Raw genomic sequence first — 23,772 nt, 5'->3', positions numbered from 1 at the left:
CGGCCGAGCCGGGGCGGCGGCGCCCGCCGCCCCGCAAACGCCGCCTACCGGTAGCCCTTGGCCAGCACCTCCCGCGTCTGGCGGGTGATCTGGGCGGCCTGCTCGGGCGCGAGGGCGGTGCGCGGCGGGCGGCAGGGGCCGCCCCTGCGCCCGGCCAGGTCCATCGACAGCTTGATGGACTGCACGAACACCGTCTTGGAGTCCCAGCGCAGCAGCGGGTGCAGGTCCCGGTAGAGGGGCAGCGCCTTGGCCACGTCGCCGGCCACGGCCAGCCGGTAGAGCTCGACGGTGGCGCGGGGGATCATGTTCGGATATCCGGCGATCCAGCCGACCGCGCCGGCGACGCCGAGTTCGAGCAGCACGTCGTCGGAGCCGATCAGCAGGTCGAGGCCGGGCGCGCGCTCGGCGATCTCGTACGCCCTGCGCACGTCCCCGCTGAACTCCTTGACCCCGACGATCAGCCCTTCGTGGTGCAGCTCGGCGAGCAGTTCCGGGGTCAGGTCCACCTTCGTGTCGATCGGGTTGTTGTAGGCGACGACCGGCAGCCCGGCCTTGGCCACCTCCCGGTAGTGGCCGACGACGGCCCGGCGGTCGGCGCGGTAGGCGTTCGGCGGCAGCAGCAGCACCGACGAGGCGCCCGCCTCGGCCGCCTGCTCGGCCCACCGCCGCGACTCGGCCGCGCCGTAGGCGGCCACGCCCGGCATGACGTGGAAGCCCTCGGGGGCGGCCTCGACCGCGGTGCGCACCACGCGGGCGCGCTCCTCGTCCGTCAGCGTCTGGTACTCGCCGAGCGAGCCGTTGGGGCAGACGCCGTCGCAGCCGCCCTCGGCCAGGAAGCGGACGTGCTCGGCGTAGCCGTCGTAGTCGACGGACAGGTCGTCGTGGAAGGGCAGCGCGGTCGCGACGTGCACGCCGTGCCACACGGGGCGGGTCATACGTTCTCCTTGTTCCAGTTCTCCAGCCCGGTCGCGTCGATGGGCAGCGCGGCGGACAGGTTCTCCGCGCCGTCCTCCGTCACGAGCAGGTCGTCCTCGATGCGCACGCCGATCCCGCGCAGCTCAGGCGGGACGGTCAGGTCGTGGGCGTGGAAGTACAGTCCCGGCTCCACGGTCAGCACCATGCCGGGCGCCATCCGCGCGCCCTGGTAGGCCTCGTACCGCGACGAGGCGCAGTCGTGCACGTCCAGGCCCAGGTGGTGGCCGATGCCGCAGATCAGGTAGCGGCGGTGGTGCTGGCCGTGCTCCGACAGCGCCTCGTCGACCGACACCGGCAGCAGGCCCCAGTCGTGCAGGCCGCGCGCGATGACCTCCATGGCGGCGTGGTGGAAGGCGGTGAACGGGCGGCCCGGCGCGACCTGCGCCAGCCCGGCCCGGTGCGCCCGCTCCACCAGGTCGTGCACCTGCCTTTGGGCGGGGGAGAAGGCCCCCGAGACGGGGAAGGTGCGGGTGACGTCGGCGGTGTAGTGGGCGCGGGTCTCCACGCCCATGTCGAGCAGCAGCAGCTCGTCGGGAAGGACGGGGCCGTCGCAGCGGACCCAGTGCAGGGTGGGGGCGTGCGGGCCGCTGCCGACGATGGAGGCGTAGCCGGGGCCGTTGCCGTACGTCCTGGCGTAGCGGTCGAAGGTGCCCTGCAGCCAGCGCTCGCCGCCGCCCGCGACGGCGGCGGGCACCTCGGCCAGCACGGCGGCGAAGCCCTCGACCGTGCGGTCCACGGCCTCGCGCAGCTGGGCGACCTCCCACTCGTCCTTGATCATGCGCAGCTCGGCCAGGACGCGCCGCACCTCCTGCGACGGCTCCGCCCCGCCGGCCATGAGGGTGCCGGCCACGAGGGCGCCGTCCGGCGGGCCGGCGAAGTCCGGCAGCGGCAGCACCTCGGCCCCTAAGGCGGCCGACCACTCCGCCAGGGACGGCGACGGGCCCACCCACAGCTCGCCGTAGGCGGCGTCGGCGAAGAAGCCGGTGTCGCCGGGGCGGGCCGGCGGCGGCAGGTACACGGTGGCGGCGCCGTCGCGGACCACGGCCACCGCGTTCTCGGCCACGCAGCCGGTCAGCCAGAAGAAGTCGCTGTCCACGCGGAAGTCGTAGGCGGTGTCGTTGCTGCGCACCGGGGCCCGGCCGGCGGACACGACCACGGTCGTGCCGGGCAGCGCCTCGGCCAGGCGGGCGCGGTGGGCGGCGGCCGCCCGCGCCGCGCCCGGCACCAGGCCGGGGGTGCGGGCGGGGGCGTCCCAGCCCTGCGCGATGTAGGCGGCGAACGCGGGGATCTCCGCCAGCCTGGGCAGCCTGCCGTCACTCACTGGTGATTCCTCCTCCGATGTCGCGTACGAGCGCGCTCAGCCGGGCGAAGACGCGTTCCTCGCCGATGCCGTCGTGCTCGTACTCGTTGGTGACCCAGGCCTGGGCGTTGCCGACCCTCGCGGCGGTGTCCAGTTGCAGGCCCGAGTCGACGTACATGTCGTCGTAGTAGACGGCGGCGGCCAGCGGTACCTCGTTGGCGGCCAGCCGGTCGAGGTCGTACAGGGCGGGCCAGTCGTCCCGTTCGGCGAGCAGCTCCACGGCGGGACGGAACGGGCGCAGCGCGCGGATCTCCTCGAACATCCAGGGATAGATCATCTCGCCGGTGAACAGCAGCGGCCTGGCGTCCTCGGCGAAGGCGGGGTGGCGGGCGCGCTCGCGCTGCGCCGCCCACGCGGTCGCGCCGGGCCCCGAGCCGTAGATGCTCTCCTGCAGCGCGGCGAACAGCGGGTTGTCGGCGTAGGAGGAACGGGTCAGCACCTGGTGCAGGAACGTCTCCGGCAGCCGTCCCTCGTCGTCCGGCGTGGCCTCGTCGAGCAGCCAGTGCATGCGCTCGTAGCCGGGCTTCATGCCGAAGTCGATGCCGAGCGACTGCAGCCGCCGCACGGTGAGCCGGTCGCCGTCGGGCAGCAGCACGCCGCCGCCGGCCAGCAGATCGGCCAGCTTGCCGGTCGTGTCCGCGTGGTGCGGGTAGCGGCGGTAGAAGGCGGCGTTCTTGGCCGCCACCCGCGGGTAGGTGCGCCGGTAGACCTCCTCGGCGTCCGGGTCGAGCGCCGGCAGGCCGCCGGTCACGTAGCAGGCGCTGAGCCCTTCCGGCGCGTACGACAGGTACGTCAGCGTCAGGAACCCGCCGTAGCTCTGCCCGAGCGTCGACCAGCGCCGCCCGCCGAAGACCTTCTTGCGGAAGTGCTCGGCGTCGGCCACGATCGAGTCCGCCCGGAAGAGGGCCAGGTGGTCGGCGCCCTCCTTGGCGCCGAGCGCGCTCATCACCCGCCCGTCGAGGCGGGAGCTGCGGCCGGTGCCCCGCTGGTCGAGCAGGATCACCCGGTAGCGCTCCAGCGCCTGCCCCAGCCAGCCCGCCGTGCCGACGGGCCGCGGGCCCTTGCCGCCGGGCCCGCCCTGGAGGTAGAGCAGGCACGGCAGGTCCTCGCCGTCCCTGGCGGGGTCGACGAGCTCGCGGGCGAACACCGTGATGGTCGCGCCGGGGTCCGTCCAGTCCAGCGGCACCCGCTCGACGTGGTCGCGCACCCGCATCCCGGGGATCGTGTACGTAGCGGTGATCAAGACCTCTCCTTCCTGCGGCGGTCCCACTCCGGGTCGATGCGCGGGATGGCCGCCAGCAGTGTGCGCGTGTACTCGTCCCGCGGCTCGCCGAACACCTGGGCGCTGTCGCCCAGCTCGACGATCCGCCCCTTGCTCATGACGGCCACCCGCTGGGCGATCTGCCGGACCACGGCCAGGTCATGGGCGATGAACACGTAGCTGAACCCGCTCTCGCGCTGCAGCCGCCGCAGCAGCTCGATCACCTGCGCCTGCACCGACACGTCCAGCGCCGAGACGGCCTCGTCGCAGATCACCAGCTTGGGGTTGACGGCCAGCGCGCGGGCGATGCCGATGCGCTGGGCCTGCCCGCCGGAGAACTGGGCGGGGTAGCGCAGCGAGTGGTCGGGGTCGAGCCCGACCCGCTCCATCAGCTCCTTGGCGTGCGTCCTGCGGCTCCCGTCGGGGGCGATGCCCTGGTAGTCCAGCGGCGCCATGAGGATGCGCTCCACCGTGTGGCGGGGGTTGAGCGAGGAGAACGGGTCCTGGAAGACGACCTGGACGTTGCCGCGGAAGCGGGCCAGCGCGGGCCCCTTGGCGCGGGTGACGTCCTCGCCGTCGAAGTGCAGGGAGCCCTCCGTCGGGTCCAGCAGTTTGGCGATCATGCGGGCGGTCGTCGACTTGCCGCTGCCGGACTCGCCGACCACGGCCAGCGTCTCGCCCAGCCGTACCTCGAAGCTCACCTTGTCCACCGCCGTGAACTCGGCCCTGGCGCCCAGGGGACCGCGCGCGACGAACCGTTTGGTCAGGTTCTCGGCCCGCAGCAACGGCGTCATGCGCTCACCTCATCGTCGATGCGCGGGATGCTGTCCAGCAACATCCGGGTGTAGTCGTGGCGGGGTTCGGCGAAGACCTGCTCGGCGGTGCCGTACTCGACCTGCTCGCCCCGGCGCAGCACCAGCACGCGGGTCGCGATCGAGCTGATCACGGCCAGGTCGTGGGTGATGAACACCATGCCGGTGCCGCTGCTGCGGCGCAGGTCGGCCAGCAGGCGCAGGATCTGCGCCTGCACGGTCACGTCCAGCGCCGTGGTCGGCTCGTCGGCGATGAGCAGCTTCGGCCCGCACACCAGCGCCATGGCGATCATGACGCGCTGGCGCTGGCCGCCGGAGAACTGGTGCGGGTAGTGGTCGACCCGCCGCTCCGGCTCGGGCAGGCCCACCTGGGCGAGCGCCTCGATCGCGACCTTGCGCGCGTTCCCGCGTGACTTGTCGCGGTGCGCCCGGTACATCTCCTCGATCTGCAGCCCCACCGTGTAGTACGGGTTCAGCGACGACAGCGGATCCTGGAAGATCATCGACATCTGGTCGCCGCGCAGCCGGCGCAGCTCCCGGTCGGGGCGGCCGAGCAGTTCGGCGCCGTCCAGCCGGACGCTGCCGCTGGTCCTCGCGCCCTTGGGCAGCAGCCCCATGATCGCCAGGCTGGTCATGGACTTGCCGGACCCGGACTCGCCGACGATGCCGACGGTCTCGTCCCGGCCGACCGTGAAGGACACGTCCTTGACCACGTCCACCGGGCCGCGCGTGGTCGGGAAGGTGATCGTGAGGTCCTCCACCACAAGCAGGTCGCTCATCGGGGCGTGATCCTCACTCTCGGGTCCAGCCTCGTGTAGACGAGGTCCACCACCACGTTGCCGATCACCACGAAGAACGCCGCCAGCAGCGTCACCGCCATGATGACCGGCTGGTCGTTCTTGGCGATGGAGTCGGCGGCCATCTTGCCGACCCCGTTGAGGCCGAACACCGTCTCGGTGATCAGCGCGCCGCCGAGCAGCGCGGCGAAGTCCATGCCGAAGATCGTCGCGATCGGCGTCAGCGCCGGTCGCAGCGCGTGCCTGCGCATGGTCAGGGCCGGGCTGAGGCCCTTGGACCTGGCCGTGCGCATGAAGTTCTCCGCCAGGGTGTCGATCACGTTGGCTCGGGTGAGCCGGGCGTACAGGCAGGCGTAGCCGGTGGCCAGCACGATCCACGGCATCAGGTACGACTGGAACCACAGCACCGGATCGTCGCCGAACGCCACGGCCTGCGGGAACGGCAGCACCTGCAGCTGCACGACGAGCACGTACTGCAGCGCCAGCGCCAGCACGTAGTTGGGGATGCTGGAGCCGCCGAGCGCCAGCCCCATGGCGGTGCGGTCCCACCAGGTGCCCTCCTTGACCGCGCTGAGCAGCCCGGCGAGGATCCCGAACAGCAGCCACAGCACCGCCGCGCCGATCGCTACCGTGGCGCTGACCGGCAGCCGCTCCACCACCATGTCCATCACGGACTGGTTGGTCTGGAAGCTGTAGCCCAGGCACGGCGCGGCGCAGTGCACCAGGTTCGCGCCGTGACCGTAGTCGCGCCCGGCGAAGATGCCGCCGAGGAAGCCGGTGAACTGCGTCAGGAGCGGCTGGTTCAGGCCGAGCACGTCCCTGATCTGGTCGATCCGCTCAGGCGTGCACGTCTTGCCGCAGATCATCAGCGCCGGGTCGGGCGAGAGCGTGAAGAAGATGAGGAACGTGAACAGGCACACCAGGAAGAGGATCAGCACCACCCCGGCGAGCCGTCCGGCCACGTAACGCGCCATCAGGACGCCTCCCCCGCGTCGAAGGCGGCCCGCAGCCGGTCCCCGAGCACCGTCAGCGACAGCACCGTCAGGAACAGGAACAGGCCGGGGATCGCGAAGTACATCGGATCGACGGCGTACCAGCCGACCGAGCTCGCGATCATCTGCCCCCAGGACGGCGTGGGCGGCGCCACGCCGACGCCGAGGAACGACAGGCCCGCCTCGGTGCCCACGTAACCGGGCACGGCCAGGGTGGTCATCACGATCAGGGAGCTGCGCAGGTTCGGCAGGATCTCCTTGAACACCAGCGCCCCCGTGGAGGCGCCCGAAGCCCGCGCGGCCTCCACGAACTCCCGATTGACCAGCGTCATCGTCTGCCCGCGCACGACCCGCGCCAGGTACGGCCAGCCGAACACGCTGATCACCACGACCAGCAGCACCGACCGGTCGCCCTGCGGCAGCGACGACAGGATCGCGATCATGAAGATGAGCGCGGGGAAGGCCATCAGGAAGTCCATGACCCGGCAGATCACCTGATCCGCCCAGCCCTGGTAGAAGCCGGCCAGCATGCCCAGCACCACGCCGAGCAGCGTGGTCAGCGCGGTGGCCGCGGCCGCGATGAGCAGCGAGACGCGGGCCCCGTGGGCGATGCGGGCCAGGATGTCGCGGCCGTTCTGCGGTTCGACGCCGAGCAGGTGCTCGGCGCTGATCCCGCCCAGCGACCCGCGCGGGATCCCGCCCAGGTCGGTGTTGACGGCGGCGGTGTCGAATTCGTTGGGTCCGTGGCCGGTGACCGCGCTGATCAGCGGCGCGCACACCGCCATCAGCACGATCAGCGTGAGGTACACGGTGCTGAGGACGGCCGCGCGGTCGCGGAGCAGCGCGGCGGCGACGCGCCGGCCGGAGGTGGCGGGCGCGCCCGCCACCTGCTGCGGATGAGCTGCGACGGTCATCTACTTCGTCGGCTTCGCCAGTCCGACGGAGACGAGGTCGATGCCGCCGGAGAAGGCGCTCGACAGGTACGCGCCGGCGATGTTCGACCCCGTGACCGAGACCACCTTCTCGTAGGCCAGCGGCACCATCGGCGCCTGCTCCATGATCTGCTTGTCCAGCTCGCCGTAAGCCGCGTTGGCCGCCTGCACGTCGGGCATGACCGCGATCTCGTCGATCCTGTCGTTGATCTTCTTGTCGTTGATCTGCGCGAGGTTCTGGTTGCCCTTGGCGGTGATGTTGCGGCCGTCGAACAGCGGCGGCAGGAACGTGGCGCCGGAGGCCCAGTCGGGGCACCAGCCGGTGATGGCCGCGTCGTGCTGCTGCGCGGGCGTGCCGATCACTTCGTAGAAGGTGGAGGTGTCAATGTTGTTGATCTTGACGGTGATGTTCGCCTGCTTCAGCGCCTCCTGGATCGCCACCGCGGCCGCCTGCATCTTCGGCACCGGCCGGGTGTCCAGCGTCAGCTCGAAGCCCCCGGCCAGGCCCGCCTCGGCCAGCAGCTTCTTGGCGGTCTCCACGTTGCGCGGGTACAGATCGTAGTCCGCCCGGCCGACGATCGTGGGCGGCTGGATCGAGGTGCCCTTGAGCGCGAGCTGCGAGCCGCCCAGCGCGGCGACCACGGTGTCCTTGTCGACCGCGTAGTTGATCGCCTGGCGCACCTTGACGTCGTCCAGGTTCTTCTTCGTCATGTTCAGCGACATGTACGTGGTGCAGCCGCCGAGCCCGCTCAGCGTGCGCGACTTGATCTGCGGCGCCTGCACTCTGGCCACGGTCGCGGCCTGGATGGCCGGGGTGCCCATGATGGCGTCGGCGTCGGCGCCCTGACCGGCCAGCATGCGCTCGTCGATGGTGGCCGCGTCCAGCCCGAACGTCCACTCGAAGGAGTCCGGCCTGGCCTTGCGGACGGGATCGGTCTCGGCCTTCCAGTACGGGTTGCGCACCAGCTTGAGCGAGGCGTTGCGCTGGTAGCTCTCCAGCTTGTACGGCCCGCTCGCGATCGGCTTGGTGTCGAACGCGGCCGCCGCCCCCGTGCCCTTGGGGAAGGGGATGAAGTTGGGCTGCGTCAGCGCGCTCGGGAAGTCGGGGAAGGGCTTCTTCAGGTGGAAGACGACCGTCTTGGCGTCGGGGGTCTCGATCGTGTCGAGGTCGCCGTCCTCGTACGGGCCCTTGTAGCCCTTGGGCGCGTCCAGCAGCAGCTTCCCGTACGGCGAGCCGATCCCCGCCTCCGGGTCGAACGCCCGCGAGGCCCCGAACTTGACCGCCTCGCTCGTGATCGGCGTGCCGTCCTCGAAGAACACGTTGTCCTTCAGCGTGAACGTCCACGTCTTGGCGTCGTCGGACGGTGTGCCCGTGTCGGTGGCCAGGTCGGCGACCACCTTCGTGCTCTCCTCGCCGGGACCGGCGCCGAACGTGGTCAGCCCCCGGTAGATGAGCCGGTAGAAGTTGTTCACCCCGCCGTCCCAGCCGCGGACCGGATCCAGGTGCGAGAAGTCCGCGTTGGCCAGGACGTGCACGGTGCCGCCCGTCGCGGCGGCCGACGCCGGCCCGCTCGGGCCCCCGCCGGCGGGCGCGGCGCCGCCGCCACCGCACGCCGCGAGCGCCAGCACGCCGGTCATGGTGACGCTCGCAAGCGCCGCCGATCTCCTCATGTCGCCTTCTTTCCGTCGGTGGTACGGGTCCTGACCCAGACCCGCATGGCTTCGGGGCCGCGGTTGCCCCACAGGAAGTACGGGACGAAGGTCGCCGTGACCGCCGTCTCCGTGGTCGCCGCCCGCTCCAGCGGCAGTTCGGGGTAGAGCTCTTCCGAGGGCGGGGGAGCGGCGCCGGCCGTCACGTCGAGCACGACGGCCTCCTCGCGCCGCCCTGCCTTCGCGCCGGCGACGTCGGCCACGCCGACCACCAGGTCGTCCACCGCCGCCGACGGGCTGTCCTGCTGCTCGACGCAGTAGACCAGCGGGCCGCGGGCGAGGCCGAGCGCGCCCCTGGTGGCGTCGAGATGGGGGTGCGAGCCGTGGGCGCGGACCGGCATCGGCAGCGTGAGCCGCACCTCGTCGCCGGCCGCCCAGCGCCGCTCGATCGAGAGCCAGCCATCGGCCGCCCCTTCGACGGGGGTGGGGTGCGGTTCGCCGTTGACCGTGACCGTCGCGCCGCGGGCCCAGCCCGGCACGCGCAGCACGAGCCCGTACGGCTCCTCCGGCGCCCGCCCGACGGTCAGGCGCACGTCGCCGTCCCACGGGTAGGAGGTCTCCATCGTCACGTCGAGCCGCTCGCCGGCGATCCTGGCCGAGGTGTAGCAGGCGATCAGCAGCGCGCCGTCCCGCTCGGCCGCCACATAGTCGGCCAGCTGGGCCATCCAGCGCACGATGTTCGGCGGGCAGCATGGGCAGCCGAACCAGGCGCGCCGCAGCGGCTCCCCGCCGGGCTCCGCGCCGCTGCGCTGCGCGTGGTCGGGGCGGCGTTGCAGCGGGTTGTCGTAGAAGAACGCCCTGCCGTCCGCCGACAGGCCCACGGCGTAGGCGTTGTAGAGCACGCGCTCGAACACGTCGAGGTACTTGGCGCCGCCCGTGGCCAGGAACATCCGCCAGGCCCACTGCATGACCGCGATGGCCGCGCAGGTCTCGCTGTAGGAGCGTTCGGACGGCAGCTCGTAGCGGTCGCCGACGGCCTCGTCGGAGTGGCGGCTGCCCAGCCCGCCGGTGAGGTAGAGCTTGCTCGCGACCATGTCGTCCCAGAGCCGCTCCAGCGCCGCGAACAGCGACCGGTCGCCGGTCTCCAGGAAGACGTCGGCCGCTCCGGCCGCCAGGTACGCCATCCGCACCGCGTGCCCCGTCACCGACGGCAGCTCGCGGAAGGGCACGTGGTCCTGGAAGTAGTCGCCGGGGAAGATGCTGTGCTCGATCTGGCCGGTGCCGCGGCGGTCGACGAACGTGGCGGCCAGGTCGAGGTAGGCGCGCACGCCCGTCTCCCGGTACAGCTCGACCAGCGCCATCTCCACCTCGGGATGCCCGCACAGGCCCCGCTCGGCGAAGCGCTCCACCACCAGGTCGGCGAAGCGGCGGGCCACGCGCAGCAGCCGCTCGTCGCCCATCCGGCGGGCCGCGGCGACGGCGGCCTGGATGAGGTGGCCCAGGTTGTACAGCTCGTGCCCCCAGGCCAGGTCCTCCCACGGCTTCTTGGCGGCCGCCGGGTCCTGGAAGAAGGAGTTGAGGTAGCCGCCCTCGGCCTGGACCCGCTCCAGCAGGCCGACGACCTCGTCGTAGAACTCCCGTACCGGCTCGCCCGCCCGCTCGTCGCCGAGCTCGTAGGCCAGGCCCTCCAGGGTCTTGTACAGGTCGGTGTCCAGGAAGGGGTAGCGGCCCCGGTAGGGGGCGGGGTGCTCCTCCAGGAGGCGGCTCAGGTTGGCGACGTTGCCCGCCGCGCGGAGCTGCTCGATGGTGTGCGGGACGGTGGCCGCGCTGTTGCGGGCCTGCCAGTGGTGTAACAGACCACCGGTGATGCGCGCTCCCGGCACCGGTCGTACGGCCCCGGAGGCCGTGCGTACGGCTCCGGCCAGGGCCTTGACCTGCTTAGACGTCATGAATCTTCCCAGTAATGTGTGGCATTGCACTGAACCTTAGGTGTCAGGGAGGTGTGTTGCCAAGAGTTGGAGTGCGACAGAAAACGGTCGTAACCGCCCCGGAACCTGAGGTGACGGCGGCGGAAACGGGGCGGCGGAAACCGGGCGGCGCCGGCGCCCGCCGGCTGAGTAGATTTGCGCCGTGAAACGCGTATCCGTGGTGGGCAACTCCGGTTCCGGCAAGTCGACGTTGTCCTCGGCGCTGGCCGGGCGGCTCGGCGTGCCCTGGCTCGAACTCGACTCGATCTTCCACATGTCCGGCTGGGAGCCCCGGCCGGAGGAGGAGTTCCGCGCCGAGGTCGAGCGGTTCACCGCCGCCGACGGCTGGGTGGTGGACGGCAACTACTCCGGCGTGCGGGACCTGGTGTGGTCGCGCGCCGACACCGTGGTCTGGATCGACCTCCCGAGGCCCACCGTGATGCGCCGGCTGCTGGTCAGGACCCTGCGCCGGATGGCCACCGGCGCCGAGCTGTGGAACGGCAACAAGGAGTCCTTCCGGTTCCTGCTCGACAAGGACGAGTCGATCCTGTGGTGGGCATGGCGCCAGCATGCCGTCTACCAGCAGCGTTACGCTCAGGCGAGCGCCGATCCGGCCAACGCGCACCTGAGGTTCGTCCGGGTCGCCTCCTCGGCCGAGGCGGCTCGCGTACTGGCGACTGACAGAATTTGAAATCTGTCAGTCCAACGGGCATACTTCTTGCATGAGAACTCTGGGAACCGACGGCCTGGCCGTGTCCGACCTCGGGCTCGGCTGCATGGGCATGACCGACCTCTACGGGCCGGCCGACAAAGCCGAGGCGATCGCGACCATCCACGCCGCGCTCGACGCGGGCATCACCCTGCTCGACACCGGCGACTTCTACGGCATGGGCGCCAACGAGCTGCTCATCGCCGAGGCGCTGCGCGGCCGCCCGCGCGACGCCGTGCGGATCAGCGTGAAGTTCGGCGCGCTGCGCGACCACGACGGCGCCTGGAACGGCGTCGACGGCCGGCCGGTCGCGGTGAAGAACTCCCTCGCCTACACGCTGCGCCGCCTCGGCACCGACCACGTGGACGTCTACCGGATCACCCGGGTCGATCCGGCCGTGCCCATCGAGGAGACGATCGGGGCCATCGCCGAGGAGGCCGCCAAGGGCCACGTGCGCCACATCGGGCTGTCCGAGGCCGGGGCCGACACCATCCGCCGCGCCCATGCCGTGCATCCCATCAGCGACGTCCAGATCGAGTACGGGCTGCTGTCACGGGGCATCGAACGGGAGATCCTGCCCGTCTGCCGCGAGCTCGGGATCGGCGTGACCGCGTACGGCGTGCTGTCGCGCGGGCTGCTGAGCGGCCACTGGAGCAAGGACCGCGAGCTGGGCGCCACCGACTTCCGCGCGCACGCGCCGCGCTTCTCCGGCGACAACCTCGCCCACAACCTGGCGCTGGTGGAGGCGCTGCGGGCGGTCGCCGAGGACAAGGGCGTCACGGTGGCGCAACTGGCCATCGCCTGGGTACTCGCGCAGGGCGAGGACATCGTGCCGCTCGTCGGCGCGCGCAGCCGCGAGCGGCTGGCCGAGGCGCTGGGCGCGCTCGACGTGCGGCTGAGCGCCGGCGATCTGGCCGCGATCGAGGCCGCCGTGCCCGCGGGCGCCGCCGCCGGCGACCGGTACCCGGAGTTCATGCAGGCGGACCTCGACAGCGAACGCTGAGCGGAACATCCCTGGAACGAGCGCTGTCCCGTGCTGAGCAGGCCCTGGGCGGCGCTAGGGTTGGCCGATGCACATCGACGAGTGGCTGCAGGCGATCCCCGCCGGATGGCTGTACGCGACGGTCGCGCTCGTGATCGGGTTCGAGAGCCTCGGGATCCCGCTGCCGGGCGAGATCGTCCTGGTCAGCGCCTCGATCCTGGCCTCCAGGGGCGTCGTGGACCCGGTGTGGGTGGGCGTGTGCGCGAGCGCCGGCGCCATCGTCGGCGACTCGGCCGGATACGCCGTCGGGCGCAAGGGCGGCGCGCCCATGTTCGCCCGGCTCGGGCGGCGCTTCCCCAAACACTTCGGCCCCCGCCACGTGGGCAGGGCGGAGGAGTACTTCCACCGCTTCGGCATGTGGGCGGTGTTCTTCGGGCGCTTCATCGCCCTGCTGCGCATCCTGGCTGGGCCGCTGGCGGGGGCGCTGCGCATGCCGTACTGGAGGTTCGCGGTCGCCAACGTGTTCGGCGGCATCGTGTGGGCGGGCGGCACCACCGCGGTCGTCTACAGTCTCGGGCTCGTCGCCGAGAAGTGGCTCAAGGGCTTCTCCTGGGCGGGGCTCGTGGTGGCCGTGCTGTTCGGCGTCGCCACCACCCTCTACCTCAAGCGCCGCGCCGCCCGGGTAGTGGGTGCGGACGACGCGGAAGACGGCACAGGGGACGACCTAGAAGACGACGCTGGGCCTCAGCGCTCGATGAGCGTGACCTCCAGCGAGTAGTGCGAGGCCCGGTAGACGTGTGAGCCGTGCTCGACCGCCCGGCCCTGGTCGTCGTAGGTGGTGCGGAGCATCGTCAGCAGCGGCGCGCCCCGGCGCTCCTCCAGTAGCCGGGCCTCGGCCTGCGAGGCGGCCCGCGCGCCGATGCGCTGGTTGGCCACCCGCATCCGCACGCCCGCCCCGCGCAGCAGCTCGTACAGGCCGCGGCCTTCGAGGTCGGCGGCGGTGAGCTTGGCCAGGCCCGTCGGCAGCCAGTTGTGCAGCACGGCCAGCGGCTCGCCCGCCGCGAAGCGCAGCCGCTCCAGGTAGAGGATCTCGGAGCCGACCGGCACGCCGAGGATGGCGGCGATCTCCTCCTCCACCGGCCGCGTGTCGAGGGCCAGCACCTGTGTGGCCGGCTCCTGGCCCGCCCTGCGCAGGTCGTCGTAGAGGCTGGTCAGCTCGACCGAGCGCTTGACCTGCCCGTGTACCACCTGCGTGCCGACGCCGCGCTTGCGCACCAGCAGGCCCTTGTCCACGAGATATTGGATCGCCTGGCGGATCGTGGGCCGGGACAGGCCGAGCTTGTCGGCCAGCAGGATCTCGTTGTCCAGCCGCGAGCCGGGGGCCAGGTCGCCCCGCCGGATCGCCTCGGCGATCTGCTCGGCCACCTGGAAGTAGAGCGGCACGGGACTGGATCGATCCAGGTCGATGGCCAGGTTCGCGGTCATGCTGATCAGCTTAACGCAGGTCAGAATGTCCTGACAAATGAGTCATGTAGCATTCAAGCGTGTGCCGCGGCCGCGCGGCAGGTAGAGGAGACGGCATGGATGCGACCGACCTGCTCGACACCGCCTGTGAGGCGGCCCGTGCCGTCGGCCCCCAGTTGCGCGCCGCCTTCAGGTCCCGGCCCGAGGTGAGCACCAAACGCGACTTCCACGATCCCGTCACCGAGCACGACCGCGCCGCCGAGGAGAGCATCCGCGCCGTCATCGAGGCGCGCGCGCCGCACAGCGCTATCGTGGGCGAGGAGGGCGGCACCACCGGCTCCGGCGACCTCGTCTGGTACGTCGACCCCATCGACGGCACCGCCAACTTCGCCGCCGGCCTGCCGTTCTTCTGCGTGTCCATCGCCGCCGCCGTGCGCGGGGAACTGGTGGCGGGCATCGTGTACGACCCCGTACGCGACGACGAGTTCACCGCCACCCCCGACGGCGCCTGGTGCAACGGCAAGCCGCTGCGCAGCGAAGGGGCGACCGGCGACCGGGAGGCCATGCTGCTGTCCAGCTACCCGACCCCGCTCGACCTCGACGCCGGCGGCGAGCTCGCGCTGGAACGCTACGGCCGGCTGCTGAGCTCCTTCTCCGCCGTACGCAAGGTCGGCAGCGCCGCGCTCAAGCTCGCCCACGTCGCGGCCGGCTGGTCGGACGCCGCGTACGGCACCAGGTCCAACCCGTGGGACGTGGCGGCCGGGGCACTGCTGGTGCGCGCCGCGGGCGGCGTCTACCTGGGGGATCCGCTGGTCAAGGGGGACTATCTGGCGCACGTGAGCGGGTTCGACCTGGAGTCGTCGGCGCTGGCGGAGGTCGTGCCCCGGTGATCGCAGGGCGGTCAGCCGAGCAGGCCGGGCAGCTCGGTCAGTGAGGTGATGCGCGGGAAACCGGCGGGCGGAGGCTCGGCGCCGAGCCGGTCGAGCCAGACCGAGCGCATCCCCGCCTCCGCCGGCCCCGTCACGTCGTTGCGTACGTCGTCGCCCACCAGCAGCACCTCCCGCGGCTTCAGCCCGAGCGCCGCCGCGGCCCCCTCGTAGCAGGCGGGCGCGGGCTTGAACCGGCCGTCCAGCACCTCGCCGGTCAGCACCGGCCCGACCAGGCCGTCCAGCCCGATCGCGCGGACCTTCTCCTCCTGCATGCGCTGCGTGCCGTTCGTCAGCACCCCCAGCGTGAACCCGCCGAGCCCGGCCAGCGCCTGCGCCACGTCGGGGAACGCGGCCCAGCCCTTGCGATAACGGCCGGCGAAGTCTTCGTAGGCGGCGTCCAGGTCGGCCGGGACCGGAACGGCCAGCTCGGCGCAGAGCGCGGACAGCCGCAGCCGCCGCTGCTCCTGCCACGAGCAGCGGCCCGCCTGCCACATCGCCAGGTACGGCACCTCGAACCCGGCCCACAGCGCGGCCGCCTCACCCAGCCGCGGATGGCCGGGGGAGCGGGCCTCCAGCCAGGCGGTGATGGCGGCGTCGGCGGCGCCGCGGTGGTCGAGCAGGGTGCCGTCCAGGTCGAACAGGATCCCCTTGACGTCCCCGATCACGCCGCCGCCCCGGAGGTGACGCGCGCGGCGATGCGGGTGGCCGTCTCGCGGGGCGGATAGCCGAGCGTGAGGCCGCGCACCGACAGCGGGGCCTGGGCGAAGAGCGCCTCGGCGTCGTCGCACAGCACGTAACGCAGCGCGGGGGAGCAGGAGCGGTGCTCCTCCAACGCCCGCACCTCCGGCTCGGCCAGCTCACCCGGCAGCGCCTCCCGGTAGTCGGCGATCAGCGCGTCGAGGTCGAACAGTTGCGCGTAACGCTCCGACGTGCCCGCCACCACCCGCACCAGGTCGTCGTCCTCCGTGCGCGCGTGGTAGATCAGGCTCGTCCCGCCGCTCTTGCCGCACCAGCGCAGCGCCTCGTCCGCCGGCAGGGTGAACGCGCCGTACGGCTTGCGCCCGTACAGCAGGGCCTCGGCGATCCACCGGTCGCACCACAGCTCGTCGCGGTACGGCGTCGGCGTGCCGGGAGCGGCGGCCAGGCCCTGGGCCAGCACCGGATTCCAGGCCGACACCATCGGGCTGCTGAACCTGGGCATGCGCGGGCCGCGCCAGCGGCTCAGGGCGTAGCCGTACCAGACGGTCACGACTTCCGTCCTGAGCTTGGGCAGGGGCCGCTCGTAGGTGCCGTTCATGACCTGGCCGCCGTCGGGATGGCGCCAGGGACCCGGGGGGAAGTGCGCGTCTGTGGGGGCCGGAGGAGTCCGGTAGTCGGGATGGAGGATCCACGCGTCCGCCACAGTGTTGAGCCTTTCGGATCGGCGTATGCATGACGTGTCAGGCCATTAGAGTGGCCATCGTGCATCAGCCGTCACTCCCTTGCAAGAGACCAGGTGTAAACGCTGAGTTTTGTCACAGATGGCTGTGACAGACGTATGCAGTTGAGCGTCGTGGCGGCCCGGCTCTGCTCGCTGCGGGCCGCGAGCGGGATGTCGATGGCCGCCGCCGCGCAGGCCGCCGGGCTCAACACCTCCACGATCTTCCGTATCGAGCACGGCCTCGTCGCGCCGCGCGAGGCGACCGTGCGCACCCTGCTGGAGCTGTACGGCCAGGGCGAGCACGCGCCCCGGCTGCTGTCGCTGCTGCGTGAGGAGCGGGTGCCCGGCTGGTACGACGCGCCAGGGGTGCCGCTGGGGCTGTCGGCGTACCTGGAGCTGGAGGACGGGGCGCAGGTGATCTACACCTACGGGCCGCGCCTGGTGCCGCCGCTGCTGCAGATCCCCGCGTACGCGCAGGCCGCGGCCCTGTCGGCCGGACTGCCCGGCGGGGTCGCGTACGAGCAGGCCGCCGACGCGGCACGGCTCGTCGCCGTCCGGCAGGAGGTGCTCGACCGGCCGCGCGGGCCGCACCTGTGGGCTGTGCTCGACCGGCCCGCCCTGCTCGACCCGCCGCTGCACCGGCCGGAGGAGCGGATCGCCCAGCTCGACGCGGTCGCCATGGCCGCCAAGCAGCCGCACATCGCCGTGCAGGTCGCCCGGCCAAGCGCCGAGAGCGGGTTCCTCCACCAGGGGCCGCCGTTCACGCTGCTGCGCTTCCCCGAATCGTCCCGGCCCGACGTGCTGGTGCTGCACCTGCTGCACGCCCCGATCGTGGTCGAGGACCGGCGGCGGGTGGAGGAGCACCAGCAGGCGTTCGCGCGGCTGTCGCTGTCGGCCTGCGCCGTGGACGCCACCTCCGGCGTCCTGGACGAGCTACGCGCCACCCTCCTCGGCTGACCGGCCGGCTGAGCGCGACCGGGCGGCTTTGCGCGGCCGGGCGGACGGGTGCGGCGGGTGGCCGGGCGGCTTATTGCTGCTGGCGGAACTCGCCGGCGCGCCGGACGTGGTCGATCATGATGCGTTCCGCACTGTCGCCGTCGGCCGCCTCCAGCGCGGCCAGGATGCCCTCGTGCGCCTCCAGTTGCGCCTTGACCTGCGTCTCGTCCAGCCACAGCGACGCCTCGGCGGGCACGGGGAAGCTGTTGCGCACCGACCTGGCGTGCTCGCCCAGGAAGGCGGGGCCGCCGATGTCGACGATGGTCAGGTGGAAGCGCCTGCTCTGCTCGCCCAGCCGGTCGTTCCTGCCCTGGGCGGCGTCCTCGGTCATCGAGGCGTGCAGCGCGCGCAGGTCCTCCAGCTGCTCCGGAGTGATCCTGGCCGCCGCCAGCCGCGCGCCCAGGCCCTCGACCACGGCGCGCAACCCGTAGTACTCGGCCAGCGCCTCGTCCCCCAGGTCCACCACGGTCGCGCCGTGATGCGCCTCGTAACTGATCAGCCGGTCCTTCTCCAGTCTGCGCAGCGCCTCGCGCACCGGCGTGACGGAGACGCCCAGGCGCTTGGCCACCTCCCCGGCCCGCAGCGCCGTCCCGCCCGGGATCCGCCCCGTGCGGATCTCGTCGAGCAGCACGCTGTAGACGTAGTCGGCCTTGCTCATGGGCGGCCGCGGCTCGCTGGGTGACATGTCGCTAAGTGTCTCGCATAACGGTCACATGGTTGACCTATGACATATTTCTTATAAGTTACATACCCATGACAAGCCTCGACGACCTGCGGGTCATCGACGCGGCGACGCTGTTCGCCGGTCCCTCCGCGGCCATGATGCTGGGCGACTTCGGCGCGGACGTGATCAAAATCGAGCATCCGCGCCGGGGCGACCCCTCGCGCGGGCACGGCGCCTCCGTGGACGGAGTGGGCCTGTGGTGGAAGACGCTGTCGCGCAACAAGCGCAGCGCGGCCGTGGACCTGTCGCGGGCCGAGGGGCAGGAGATCCTGCGCCGCCTGGCCGAACGGTCCGACGTGCTGATCGAGAACTTCCGCCCCGGCACCCTCGAACGCTGGAACCTGGCCCCCGAAGACCTCCTGGAGCTCAACCCGCGGCTGATCGTGGCCCGGATGACCGGGTTCGGGCAGTTCGGGCCCATGGCCAAGCGGCCCGGCTTCGGCACTCTGGCCGAGGCCATGAGCGGCTTCGCGGCCATGACCGGCGAGCCCGACGGGCCGCCCACCCTGCCGCCGCTGGCCCTGGCCGACGGCATCGCCGGCCTCGCCATGTCGTACGCGATCATGGTCGCCCTGCGCGCCCGTGAGCGGACCGGCCGGGGGCAGGTCATCGACCTGGCCATCATCGAGCCGATCCTGGGGCTGCTCGGGCCGCAGATGACTGCCTACAAGGCGCTCGGCGTCGTCCCCCAGCGGACCGGCAACCGTTCCAGCAGCAACGCGCCGCGCAACACCTACCGCACCCGCGACGGCCGCTGGCTGGCGATCTCCACCAGCGCCCAGCCTATCGCCGAGCGCGTGGTCACCCTGGTGGGGCGGCCCGACCTGGTCGAGCAGCCCTGGTTCGCCAGCGGGCACGGCCGCGTGCAGCACGTGGACGAACTCGACGCGGCGGTCGCCTCCTGGATCGCCGAGCGCGACGCCGACGAGGTCATCGCCAGGTTCGAGGAGGTGCAGGCCGCGGTCGCGCCCATCTACGACGTCTCCGACCTGGCCGAGGATCCGCAGTACGCGGCCCTGAACACGTTCGTCGAGGTGCCGGACGAGGAGCTGGGCTCGCTCACCATGCAGAACGTGCTCTTCCGGCTCTCCGACACGCCCGGCGAGATCCGCTGGCCGGGGCGGCGGCTGGGCCGCGACACCGACGAGGTGCTGGCCGAGCTCGACTACCCCGGCGATCGCATCGCCGCACTCCGCTCGGACGGAGTGATCGCATGAGCGTCCCCGACGGGCCCGCCGCCTCTGGGCCGGCTGGCCTCGGGCCCGCCGTCAGGCGGCCCGGCGCCGCCGAGGGGGTGCCGGTGCCGCCCGTGACCTGGCTGTACGTTCCCGGGGACCGGCCCGAGCGGTTCGACAAGGCGGTGGCGTCCGGCGCCGACGTCGTCATCATCGACCTGGAGGACGCGGTCGCACCGGCGAAGAAGGACGAGGCCAGGCGGAACGCCGTCGCCTACCTGCGCGCCCAGCACGGGCGGCCTGCCCGGTGGCCGCGGCTGCACGTGCGGGTCAACGACCCGGCCACCGCCCGCGGACGCGACGACCTGGCTGCCGTCGGGCCGTTCGCCGACGGGGTACGGCTGCCCAAGGTCGAGTCCACGGCCGTGCTCGACGCCGTGACGGGCGCGCCCGCGTACGCGCTGCTGGAGTCGGCGGCCGGGATCCTCGCCGCCCGCGAGATCGCCGCCCACCCCAGCGTGGCGGGCGTGGCGCTGGGCGAGCAGGACCTGGCCGCCGAGCTGGCCGTCACCGACGAACAGGCCATGAACCAGCTCAGGCTCCAGGTCGTCCTCGCCGCCGCCGCGGCCGGGCTGCCGCCGGTGCCCATGTCCGTCTATCCGGATGTCAAGGACGAGGTGGGGCTGGCCGACTCCTGCCGGGCCGGCCGCGCCATCGGGCTGTTCGGCCGGACCGCGATCCATCCGCGCCAGATCCCCGTCATCAGGCAGGCGTTCCGTCCGGCGGAGGACGAGGTGGCCAGGGCCGCCGAGATCGTCGCGGCGGCGGAACGCGCCGAACGGGCCGGCGTCGGCGCGGTGGCGCTGCCCGACGGCCGCTTCGTGGACGCCCCCATCGTGGTCCGGGCCCGCCGCACCGTCACCCTGGCCGCCCGCCTCGCTGACCCACCCGACCCCGCGGAACCTCCCGCCAACCCACCCGACCGGGCGGAACGTTCCGAAAGCCCGTCCGACCCCGCGTACCACCGCTCAGGCCCGCCGCCGGACGTCACCACCTGACCGCAGGCCGCCACCGCCGCCGGCGCGTGCCGACCACCCCCGCACCACCCCCCATTGGAGGTCCTTCGCCATGGGAATCGCCGTTTGGGCGCTCATCGCCTACATCGCCATCATCGTCGTCTGGAACGGAGTGCTGAAACGCAACATCGGTGAGGCGATGCTCATCGGTTTCGCCGGCGTGTGCCTCTTCGGCGGCACCCGCTTCTTCGAGCTGGCCTGGGCGGGCCTGGCCGACGCGTTCGCCGAGGAGGTCGTCTTCGCCGCCCTGGCCTTCGTCTTCATGGGTTACCTGCTCACCAAGCTGGGCCTCATCCAGGAGCAGGTCACCGTGCTGAACTCGGTGTTCGGCCGCCTGCGCGGCGGCGCCGGCTACGTCTCCACCTCCGCCGCCGCCCTCCTCGGCGGCCCCTCAGGCTCGGGGTCGGGGATCTCCGCGTCCGTGGGCTCGGTGACGATCCCGTGGATGATCCGCTCCAACTGGCGCCCCGACCTGGCCGCCTCGCTGGTCGCGGGCAACGCCGGGCTGGGCATCTCGATCCCGCCGAGCTCGTCGATGTTCCTGCTGCTCGGCTCAGCCGCGGTGGCGCCCGTGCTCAGCGCCGACCAGCTCTTCGTGCCCGCCCTCGTGGGCGGGTTGTGGACGGTGGCCTACCGGTTCGTCGTGGTGTTCGTGTGGGTGCGCAGGCACCGCATCGCCGCCACCGACGCCTCCGACATCCTGCCCCTGCGCGCGGCCCTGCGCGCCGGGTGGACGTCGCTGCTGGTGTACGCGGGCATCCTCGTACCGGTGCTCATGACCCTCGACTTCGGCGTGGCGCTGATGGAGTCGCGGGTGGGCGAGGAGGCGGCCGACGCCATCAGCATCGTCGTGTGGATCCCGGTGCTGACCGTGCTGGCCACGTTCGCGGTGGCGTGGCGGCGGCTGCCGCGCACCGGCCGCGCGTGGAACGAACTGCTCGGCGAGATGGCCCCCCGCTACGCCGTCATCGGCGCGACCCTGTTCTTCGCCTTCGCGGCCGCCGCCAGCCTGGGCGAGCTGGGCCTGGTCGACCAGCTGACCACGATCATGCAGGCCCTGGACGCGCCGGCCGTCGTCATCGCCACGCTCGTCGGGCTGCTGCTCGTCGTCATCGCCGCGCCGCTGACCGGCACCGCCACGATCGCCGCCGTCGGCGGGGTGGCCTTCAGCGCGCTGACCGCGGCCGGGATCGCCCCGGCCGCCGCGGCCACCGCGATCCTGGTCTTCGCCTCGACCGAGGGCGCGTCGCCGCCCGGAGCGGCCCCGATCTACATCGCCAGCGGCATCGCCCAGGTGGACCCGGCCAGGACGTTCGGGCGGCTGATCATCTGGTTCGTCGTCCCGACGCTGGTCATGGGCGTGCTGATCGCCGTCGGCGCGCTGCCGATCTGAGAGGAGAGCCCGTCATGAAGAAGCTCACCATGGTCCTGTTCAAGATCGGCCTCGTGCTGTTCCTCGTGCTCGGGGTCGCCGTCGTGCTGATCCAGGCGGCCGGGCTGATCGCGGGCAGCTCCGCGCTGGTCTCCGGTGCGGTGTCGGCGCTCGGCATGGCGATGACCGTGTCGGCCGGGGTGACCGGGCTGCTCGGCTTCCTGATGTCGTACCTCTACCACTGGCAGGCCGGCGAGGACTAAGCCTGCGGACGCCAGCGGGCCGCGAGCTCCACGTCCGCCGGTGGCGGGCCGGGCAGGTCGCGGTGGGCGGGCGGCACCCGCAGCGCGTCCATCGCCAGCGTCAGATAGCGCTGCCGCAACTGCCCCGCGCGCTCGTCGCCGCCCAGCTTGATCGAGGCGAGCTGCTCGAAGAGCAGCGCGATGTCGGCCGGCGTCACGTCCGGCCGCAGCACGCCCGCCGCCACCGCGCGGCGGTGCGCCTCGACGGCCAGCGCCGACGCCCTGGCGGCGTCGCGGCCCAGCTCCTCCGTCGGGGTGAACGTGCCGGCCAGCTTGATGGTCAGCGAGCTGCTGTCGGCCTCGACGATGCCGCGCAGATAGGCGGCGAACGACTCCCACGGGTCGCTGTCGTCGGCCAGCGCCCGCTCGGCGACCTCGATGTAGAGCTTCAGTCCGTCGCCGCACAATTTCTGCAGCAGGGCCTCCTTGCTCGGATAGCGGCGATACAGTGCGCTGATCCCGACGCCCGCCTTCTCGGCCACGGCCGCGATGGGGGCGCCGGGGTCGGCGGTGAAGACGGCTCGCGCGGCCTGGAGGATCAACTCGTCGTTACGCGCGGCCTGTGCCTTGCGGCCGCTCATGGGTGGGCTGCTCATAGATCCAGTGTACTCGGAACGTACGGTTCCGTTCTACTAGAGTGGCGCGAAAAAGCGTTCGCGGATCTCCTGGGACGGCGGCTACCTTCGGGCGGATGAACGACGTACCCCTGTCCGTGCTGTGGTTGTCCGGGCCGTCGGGCGTCGGGAAGTCCTCGGCGGGCTGGGAGACGTTCGCCCAGCTCAGCCGCGAGGGCGTCACGGCCGCGTTCGTCGACGGCGACCAGATCGGGCTGTGCTACCCGGACCCCGACGGCGGCCCGCACGCGATCAGGGCGCGCAATCTCGCCGCGATGCTGCCGAACTTCAGGCGTGCGGGCGTGCGCCGTCTCGTGCTGGCGGGTTTCGTGGACACGCGGGACGAGGTGGACGTGTACACGAGGCTCATGCCGGACGTGGCGTTCACCGTGTGCCGGTTGCGGGTGGACGCGGGCGAGCTCGAACGGCGCTTCCTGGCGCGGGGATGGCGGCCCGACCTGGTCGCCGAGACCGTCGCGGAGGCGCTGGCGCAGGACCGTACCGACTACGCCGACCTGTGCGTGGACACCACCGGGCTGACCGTCCAGGAAACCGCCCGGCTGATCCTGGCCCGCACCGCCGGCCTGCCGGCGGCCGGTGGGGAGCCCGTGCCCGTGCTGTGGTTCTCCGGCGCCACGGCCGCGGGGAAGTCCACGGTCGGGTACGAGGTCTTCAGCCAGATCGTCCGCACCGGTGTGCGCGCGGCCTACATCGACGTGAAGCAGATCGGCGCCCTGCGACCGGCCCCGCGCGACGGCCAGCGCGACGGCCAGCGCGACGGCCAGCGCGACGGCCAGCGCGACGGCCGGCCCGACGGCCCGCACGGCGACCTGGACGTGCGCCAGCTTGTGGCGGGCAACCTCGCCGCCGTCTGGGCCGGGCACCGCGCGGCCGGAGCCCGCTGCCTGATCGTCTCCGGCGGGCCCGACTCCGACGACGTCATCCGCGACCGCGTCGCCCCGATTCCCGGCATCGACCTGACCGTCTGCCGCCTGCACGCCACCCCGGCCACCCTCGCCGAGCGCATCCGCCTGCGCGCGGGCGGGCAGGCGCCGCAGTTGCCGGGCGACGAGCTGAAAGGGCTCGGCCCGCAGGACCTCGACCGGGTCGCCGAACGGGCCGCGGCCGAGGCGGAGGCGCTGGAACGCGCGGGGTCGGGCGACCTGCGCATCGAGACCGACGACCGCACCGCCCAGGAGATCGCGGCCTTCGTCCGGGAACGCGCCCTGCCCTGGTGAGCGGCCCTGTGCCGCTGAACACACC

General features: G+C 72.3%; 24 protein-coding genes. 10 read left to right on the top strand and 14 right to left on the bottom strand.

All coding sequences use genetic code 11. From position 1 onward, the window contains the following. Nucleotides 1-44 precede the first annotated feature (44 nt). The 9 genes from AB0C27_RS36465 to AB0C27_RS36425 are packed head-to-tail and all read right to left on the bottom strand — an operon-like array spanning nucleotide 45 to nucleotide 10,728. A complete protein-coding gene (locus AB0C27_RS36465; protein ID WP_357853834.1) occupies nucleotides 45-935 on the bottom strand; it encodes a dihydrodipicolinate synthase family protein in 891 nt (296 codons plus the stop codon). Beyond that, nucleotides 932-2,296, bottom strand: a complete 1,365-nt coding sequence (locus AB0C27_RS36460) for an aminopeptidase P family protein (protein ID WP_357853831.1) — start codon at nucleotides 2,294-2,296, stop codon at nucleotides 932-934. Before AB0C27_RS36460 ends, AB0C27_RS36465 begins: the two co-directional genes overlap by 4 nt. Beyond that, a complete protein-coding gene (locus AB0C27_RS36455; RefSeq protein WP_357853828.1) occupies nucleotides 2,289-3,578 on the bottom strand; it encodes an alpha/beta fold hydrolase in 1,290 nt (429 codons plus the stop codon). Before AB0C27_RS36455 ends, AB0C27_RS36460 begins: the two co-directional genes overlap by 8 nt. After that, nucleotides 3,575-4,390 carry an ATP-binding cassette domain-containing protein gene (locus AB0C27_RS36450; protein WP_357853825.1) on the bottom strand — a complete coding sequence of 272 codons (816 nt, stop codon included), beginning with the start codon at nucleotides 4,388-4,390 and terminating at the stop codon, nucleotides 3,575-3,577. Before AB0C27_RS36450 ends, AB0C27_RS36455 begins: the two co-directional genes overlap by 4 nt. After that, entirely contained in the window at nucleotides 4,387-5,187 is an 801-nt protein-coding gene (locus AB0C27_RS36445) for an ABC transporter ATP-binding protein (protein ID WP_357853823.1), read from the bottom strand. The genes AB0C27_RS36450 and AB0C27_RS36445 overlap by 4 nt, the downstream gene beginning before the upstream one ends. Further along, nucleotides 5,184-6,179: an ABC transporter permease gene (locus AB0C27_RS36440; RefSeq protein WP_357853820.1), complete on the bottom strand. Its 996-nt coding sequence runs from the start codon at nucleotides 6,177-6,179 to the stop codon at nucleotides 5,184-5,186. The genes AB0C27_RS36445 and AB0C27_RS36440 overlap by 4 nt, the downstream gene beginning before the upstream one ends. Further along, the gene (locus tag AB0C27_RS36435) at nucleotides 6,179-7,111 is read right to left on the bottom strand and encodes an ABC transporter permease (RefSeq protein WP_357853817.1); all 933 of its coding nucleotides are present in this window, start codon (nucleotides 7,109-7,111) and stop codon (nucleotides 6,179-6,181) included. The genes AB0C27_RS36440 and AB0C27_RS36435 overlap by 1 nt, the downstream gene beginning before the upstream one ends. Then, nucleotides 7,112-8,800 (bottom strand): ABC transporter substrate-binding protein, encoded by a 1,689-nt coding sequence (locus AB0C27_RS36430; protein WP_357853815.1) that lies wholly within the window; start codon nucleotides 8,798-8,800, stop codon nucleotides 7,112-7,114. Beyond that, complete coding sequence (locus AB0C27_RS36425) at nucleotides 8,797-10,728, bottom strand: beta-L-arabinofuranosidase domain-containing protein (RefSeq protein WP_357853812.1); 1,932 nt, start codon at nucleotides 10,726-10,728, stop codon at nucleotides 8,797-8,799. The genes AB0C27_RS36430 and AB0C27_RS36425 overlap by 4 nt, the downstream gene beginning before the upstream one ends. A gap of 181 nt (nucleotides 10,729-10,909) precedes the next feature. Here AB0C27_RS36425 and AB0C27_RS36420 point away from each other — a divergent pair, with 181 nt between their 5' ends. The 3 genes from AB0C27_RS36420 (at nucleotide 10,910) to AB0C27_RS36410 (ending at nucleotide 13,215) form a co-directional block, all read left to right on the top strand. Next, complete coding sequence (locus AB0C27_RS36420) at nucleotides 10,910-11,437, top strand: hypothetical protein (protein WP_357853809.1); 528 nt, start codon at nucleotides 10,910-10,912, stop codon at nucleotides 11,435-11,437. Nucleotides 11,438-11,468: 31 nt separating this feature from the next. Beyond that, nucleotides 11,469-12,458, top strand: a complete 990-nt coding sequence (locus tag AB0C27_RS36415) for an aldo/keto reductase (RefSeq protein WP_357853806.1) — start codon at nucleotides 11,469-11,471, stop codon at nucleotides 12,456-12,458. A gap of 67 nt (nucleotides 12,459-12,525) precedes the next feature. After that, on the top strand, nucleotides 12,526-13,215 hold the full coding sequence (locus AB0C27_RS36410) for a DedA family protein (RefSeq protein ID WP_357853803.1): 690 nt from the start codon (nucleotides 12,526-12,528) through the stop codon (nucleotides 13,213-13,215). Here the strand turns inward: AB0C27_RS36410 and AB0C27_RS36405 are convergent. Next, nucleotides 13,182-13,922 (bottom strand): GntR family transcriptional regulator, encoded by a 741-nt coding sequence (locus AB0C27_RS36405; RefSeq protein WP_346104932.1) that lies wholly within the window; start codon nucleotides 13,920-13,922, stop codon nucleotides 13,182-13,184. The genes AB0C27_RS36410 and AB0C27_RS36405 overlap by 34 nt on opposite strands. A 95-nt stretch (nucleotides 13,923-14,017) precedes the next feature. Here AB0C27_RS36405 and AB0C27_RS36400 point away from each other — a divergent pair, with 95 nt between their 5' ends. After that, nucleotides 14,018-14,791, top strand: a complete 774-nt coding sequence (locus AB0C27_RS36400) for an inositol monophosphatase family protein (RefSeq protein ID WP_357853800.1) — start codon at nucleotides 14,018-14,020, stop codon at nucleotides 14,789-14,791. Between the two features lie 11 nt (nucleotides 14,792-14,802). On the opposite strand, the gene AB0C27_RS36395 is transcribed toward AB0C27_RS36400, so the two are convergent. Both AB0C27_RS36395 and AB0C27_RS36390 read right to left on the bottom strand, forming a co-directional pair. Then, nucleotides 14,803-15,495, bottom strand: a complete 693-nt coding sequence (locus AB0C27_RS36395; protein WP_357853797.1) for an HAD family hydrolase — start codon at nucleotides 15,493-15,495, stop codon at nucleotides 14,803-14,805. Further along, nucleotides 15,492-16,232 carry a hypothetical protein gene (locus tag AB0C27_RS36390; RefSeq protein WP_357853795.1) on the bottom strand — a complete coding sequence of 247 codons (741 nt, stop codon included), beginning with the start codon at nucleotides 16,230-16,232 and terminating at the stop codon, nucleotides 15,492-15,494. The genes AB0C27_RS36395 and AB0C27_RS36390 overlap by 4 nt, the downstream gene beginning before the upstream one ends. A 135-nt stretch (nucleotides 16,233-16,367) precedes the next feature. Here AB0C27_RS36390 and AB0C27_RS36385 point away from each other — a divergent pair, with 135 nt between their 5' ends. Next, nucleotides 16,368-17,207, top strand: a complete 840-nt coding sequence (locus tag AB0C27_RS36385) for a DUF5753 domain-containing protein (protein WP_357853792.1) — start codon at nucleotides 16,368-16,370, stop codon at nucleotides 17,205-17,207. A 70-nt stretch (nucleotides 17,208-17,277) separates the two neighbouring features. Here AB0C27_RS36385 and AB0C27_RS36380 read toward each other — a convergent pair whose 3' ends face one another. After that, nucleotides 17,278-17,931, bottom strand: a complete 654-nt coding sequence (locus AB0C27_RS36380) for a GntR family transcriptional regulator (RefSeq protein WP_357853789.1) — start codon at nucleotides 17,929-17,931, stop codon at nucleotides 17,278-17,280. Between the two features lie 68 nt (nucleotides 17,932-17,999). Here AB0C27_RS36380 and AB0C27_RS36375 point away from each other — a divergent pair, with 68 nt between their 5' ends. The 4 genes from AB0C27_RS36375 to AB0C27_RS36360 all read left to right on the top strand — a co-directional run bounded on the left by AB0C27_RS36375 (nucleotide 18,000) and on the right by AB0C27_RS36360 (nucleotide 21,856). Beyond that, entirely contained in the window at nucleotides 18,000-19,187 is a 1,188-nt protein-coding gene (locus tag AB0C27_RS36375; RefSeq protein ID WP_357853786.1) for a CoA transferase, read from the top strand. Then, nucleotides 19,184-20,203 (top strand): CoA ester lyase, encoded by a 1,020-nt coding sequence (locus AB0C27_RS36370; protein WP_357853783.1) that lies wholly within the window; start codon nucleotides 19,184-19,186, stop codon nucleotides 20,201-20,203. Before AB0C27_RS36375 ends, AB0C27_RS36370 begins: the two co-directional genes overlap by 4 nt. Nucleotides 20,204-20,273: 70 nt before the next feature. Then, entirely contained in the window at nucleotides 20,274-21,614 is a 1,341-nt protein-coding gene (locus tag AB0C27_RS36365) for a TRAP transporter large permease subunit (protein WP_357853780.1), read from the top strand. Nucleotides 21,615-21,628: 14 nt separating this feature from the next. Further along, nucleotides 21,629-21,856 carry a hypothetical protein gene (locus AB0C27_RS36360; protein WP_357853777.1) on the top strand — a complete coding sequence of 76 codons (228 nt, stop codon included), beginning with the start codon at nucleotides 21,629-21,631 and terminating at the stop codon, nucleotides 21,854-21,856. On the opposite strand, the gene AB0C27_RS36355 is transcribed toward AB0C27_RS36360, so the two are convergent. Further along, nucleotides 21,853-22,491, bottom strand: a complete 639-nt coding sequence (locus tag AB0C27_RS36355) for a TetR/AcrR family transcriptional regulator (RefSeq protein ID WP_357853774.1) — start codon at nucleotides 22,489-22,491, stop codon at nucleotides 21,853-21,855. The genes AB0C27_RS36360 and AB0C27_RS36355 overlap by 4 nt on opposite strands. A 95-nt stretch (nucleotides 22,492-22,586) precedes the next feature. Here AB0C27_RS36355 and AB0C27_RS36350 point away from each other — a divergent pair, with 95 nt between their 5' ends. Continuing rightward, complete coding sequence (locus tag AB0C27_RS36350; RefSeq protein WP_357853771.1) at nucleotides 22,587-23,747, top strand: hypothetical protein; 1,161 nt, start codon at nucleotides 22,587-22,589, stop codon at nucleotides 23,745-23,747. Nucleotides 23,748-23,772 lie beyond the last annotated feature (25 nt).

It is taken from the genome of Nonomuraea sp. NPDC048882, assembly GCF_040649755.1.
Taxonomy (GTDB): domain Bacteria; phylum Actinomycetota; class Actinomycetes; order Streptosporangiales; family Streptosporangiaceae; genus Nonomuraea; species Nonomuraea maheshkhaliensis.
This window is presented reverse-complemented; position numbering and strand designations above follow the sequence as displayed.